Source organism: Methylobacterium sp. WL6 (assembly GCF_008040095.1).
Lineage (GTDB): Bacteria > Pseudomonadota > Alphaproteobacteria > Rhizobiales > Beijerinckiaceae > Methylobacterium.
Window position 1 is genome coordinate 1 of the sequence record NZ_VRVH01000397.1, and the last position, 3,426, is coordinate 3,426.

General features: G+C 75.2%; 2 protein-coding genes and 1 pseudogene. 2 read left to right on the forward strand and 1 reads right to left on the reverse strand.

The window, feature by feature from the left end:
- Positions 1-719: pseudogene (locus FV230_RS30035) on the forward strand (lipopolysaccharide biosynthesis protein); the annotation flags it as partial.
- Positions 720-767: 48 nt separating this feature from the next.
- Here the strand turns inward: FV230_RS30035 and FV230_RS26215 are convergent.
- Positions 768-1,919: a GNAT family N-acetyltransferase gene (locus FV230_RS26215; protein WP_147844468.1), complete on the reverse strand. Its 1,152-nt coding sequence runs from the start codon at positions 1,917-1,919 to the stop codon at positions 768-770.
- Between the two features lie 349 nt (positions 1,920-2,268).
- On the opposite strand from FV230_RS26215, the gene FV230_RS26220 reads away from it, so the two are divergent.
- Positions 2,269-3,330, forward strand: coding sequence for a polysaccharide deacetylase family protein (locus FV230_RS26220; RefSeq protein WP_147844469.1), 1,062 nt, complete (start codon positions 2,269-2,271; stop codon positions 3,328-3,330).
- Positions 3,331-3,426: the final 96 nt, after the last annotated feature.

Sequence of the window (3,426 nt, forward strand, 5' to 3'; positions counted from 1 at the left end):
CCCATTCCGCGGCGGCCGAAGCGTCGGCCGAGGAGGCCGAAGCCGCGCCCGAACCCGTCCTGCCCGTCGCCGCGACGCCCGAGCCGGCGCCGCCCCGCGCCGCGGCGTTCGATCTCGCCCCGCTGATCGCCCGCCTCGAAGCCGGTCCGCGTGCCGGCAGCGGGCGCACCCTCCTCGTCGTCGAGACCGCGGGCCCCGGCCGGCCTGCAGCAGGCCCGAGCCTCGTCGAGGCGATCGAGGCGGCGCTCTCGGGCCGGGCCTCCGCGCTCTCGGTCGACCTGAACGGACCGGCCTCCGACGCCGACGCGCCGGGCCTGACGGATCTCGTCGCCGGGGAGGCCGCCTTCCTCGACGTGATCCAGGCCGAACGCGGCTCCGGGCTGCACCGGATCGCCGCCGGCTCGCTGGAGACCGAGGTGCTGCTCGAGGAGCCGGACGCGGTGGCGATCACCGTCGAGGCGATGGCCGAGGCCTACGACTGGGTGGTCTGCCGCCTGCGGGCGGAGCCGGGCGCGCACGCCCTGCTCCCCGCCCTCGGCGGCCTGATGGACAGCGTGATCATCGCCTCGAACGCGGCCCTCGACGATCCCGATCTCGGCGACCTGTTCGCCAGCGCCGAGGATTCCGGCGCGGGCCAGGTCCTCGTCGCCCAGGACCGGCCGGCTCAGGCCCGCGCCGTCCGCACCGAGCCGATGGCGCTGCGCCTGTCGGCGGCGTGACCGGAGCCCCGCCGTCTCCGCTCGGAGACGGCGGGGCCTCGAGCCGCTTCAACCAGTCTTCATCCGCCGCAGGCGCCGGACGAGGGCGAACAGGCGCGGGTCGCGCTTGATCCGGCGCTTGAGCCGGGTGAGCCGCGTCGCCACGAACCCGTAGGCGTGGCCGCGCAGCGTCACCGGCAGCGTCGCCTCCACCAGCGGGATGGTCTCGTCGCAGACGCTCGCCTTGTAGCGGGCCTCGCCGACGCCGAGGTCGAAGGCGCGGCGCCCCTGCGCGGCCTGGTCGCGCACGAGGTGGTGGAGCAGCAGGTCGCCGGGGCTGAAGCGGGCGATCTCGGGGTCGGCGTCGAACGCCGTCATCATGCCGCTGTAGCGCGCCCCGTCGACCGCCCCGCCGAAGGTCGCGAGCACGCGGCCGGTCGCCTCCAGCACCAGCGCGTGGATCTCGACCGCCGGGTTCTCGCCCGCGGTGGCGGCCGTGAGGAAGGCGCGGATCGCAGGGTCGGCATAAGGGTCGGCGATGCCCATCGCGGCGAAGCGTGCCGCCTTCTGAGCGTAGAAGGCCGACAGGAACCGCGCGGCCTCGGCGCCGTCGGCGGCCTTGCGGTAGGCGAGGGCGCCGTGCGCCTCGACGAGGCGCTTCTCCTTCGAGCGCAGCTTCTTGCGCGCGTCGGCGCTGAAGGCGCGCTTGAGCGTCGATTCGGGATCGGGCCCGAGCATCATTCCGTAGCCGTCGCTCGGTGCCGCCTCGCCGCGGATCGCCAGCGGGTTGACCGCCCCGTCCCAGGTGCGGGGCTGGTGCCCGAGCGCGTAGACGTCGATGCCGGCGGCGCGCCCGACTAGGCCGAGCGCCGCGATCACGTCCTCGGCCGGCACCGCGGCGGCGTCGCGGGCGGCGAAGAGCGGCAGGTGGTAGTTGGCGTGGTCGCCGCCGAGCGTCCGGGCGATCGCGATCCCGCGGCGGCGCTCGACCGCCAGCGGCAGCAGGATGCGCGGCCGGCCGGTGGCATCGCGCAGGACGACGATCCGCAGCGCGCCGGGGGCGGCGGCCGCGCCGGCATAGGCGCGGACCCAGGCGAAGCGCTGGTAGGGCGTGGCGAGGCAGGCGGGGTCGGCCTCGAGCCCGCGCCACAGCGCCTCGACGGCATCGAGATCGGTGAAGACCTCGGCGGTCAGGCCGGATCGGGCGCCCGCGCGGGCCATGATCGCTCCTGCGAGATCCCGGTTCATCGGACCGCGTGCCAGAACCGTCATCGCCCATCCCTCGCGCCGGCCTCTCGCGGAGGCGGCAAACCATCGGTCTCGGGCGCCAGTTCTCGTGCGCACGCTCCTAAGCCGGGGTGTACGGCGCGGTGCGATCGAAGCATCGGCGCCGCCGAAGCGACGACGTGGCTAACGCATGGTTGCGACGCGCCTCGGGTCCCGGGATCGCCGGTGAAACCTCAGCCTTTGTTTACATCGAAGCGGGACAAGGAACGGGCGACGCGGCGTGCGGCATCGCCTGCGACGTCCCGCTTCTGCTTCATCGATCTTGCCCCATCGAGGCGGTGCCATGCTGTCGTCCCGAAACCGCCACCGGCTGTTCGAGGCCGGGTTCCGGGCCGTCTCGGCGACGGGGGCCGACCGCTGGCTCGCGCCGGCCGCCTGCGGCCTCGGGGTGATCCTCACCTTCCACCATGTCAGCCCGGAGGCGCCGGGTCCCTACGCGCCGAACCGCCTGCTCTCGATCACGCCGGACTTCCTCGACGCGACGCTGCGCGAGCTCGACGCCCGCGGCTTCGAGGTCGTCGGCCTCGACGAGGTGCCCGAGCGCCTCGCCGCCGCGCGCTACCGGCCGCCCTTCGCGGTGCTGACCTTCGACGACGGCTACCGCGACAACGTCGAGCACGCCCTGCCGGTGCTGCGCCGCCACGGCGTGCCGTGGACGCTGTTCGTCACCAGCGACTTCGCCGACCAGACCGGGCGGCTGTGGTGGATCGAGCTGGAGCGGGCGATCGGCCGGCTGGAGCGGGTCCGCGTCGCGATCGGCACGCGGACGGTCGACCTGCCGGCGCGCAGCCCGCAGGAGAAGGCGCTCGCCTTCGAGGCGGTCTACCGCGACCTGCGCAGCGGCTCGGAAGCGCGGCTGCTCGACGGGATCGCGGCTTTGTGCCGGGAGGCGGGCATCGCCCCCAGCGCGATCGCCGCCGAGCTCTGCCTGTCGTGGGACGACCTCAGGGCGCTGGGCCGGGACCCGGCGGTGACCTTCGGCGCGCACACGCGCAGCCATCCGATGCTGGCCAAGCACGCGGCCGAGGCGGCGCTCCGCGAGATCGGCGAGGGCCGCGACCGGCTGGCGGCGGAGCTGGCGCGGCCGGTGCGGCACCTGTCCTATCCGGTCGGTGATCCGACGTCGGCCGGCGCGCGGGAATTCGCGCTCGCCCGCGACCTCGGCTTCGAGACCGCGGTGACGACGCGGCCGGGCCACCTCTTCCCCGACCATGCCGGCCACCTGCACGCCCTGCCGCGGGTCTCGGTCAACGGCTGCCACCAGTCGTGGGCGGCGCTGGCCGGCCTGCTCTCGGGCGTGCCCTTCCTCGCCTGGAACCGCGGCCGACGCCTCAACGTGGCGTGAGCCCGGCGGACGCGGTCACCGCCGCCGGCGGCGGTGCCGGTAGGACCGGCCCTCGCTGCTGCCCGCGGTGAACACCGCGCTCTGGCGGCCGCGGCG

Excerpts from the sequence above, each read along its gene's own strand:
- FV230_RS26220 (WP_147844469.1), top strand. The coding sequence starts at position 2,269 with ATGCTGTCGTCCCGAAACCGCCACCGGCTGTTCGAGGCCGGGTTCCGG.
- FV230_RS26215 (WP_147844468.1), bottom strand. The coding sequence starts at position 1,919 with ATGGCCCGCGCGGGCGCCCGATCCGGCCTGACCGCCGAGGTCTTCACC.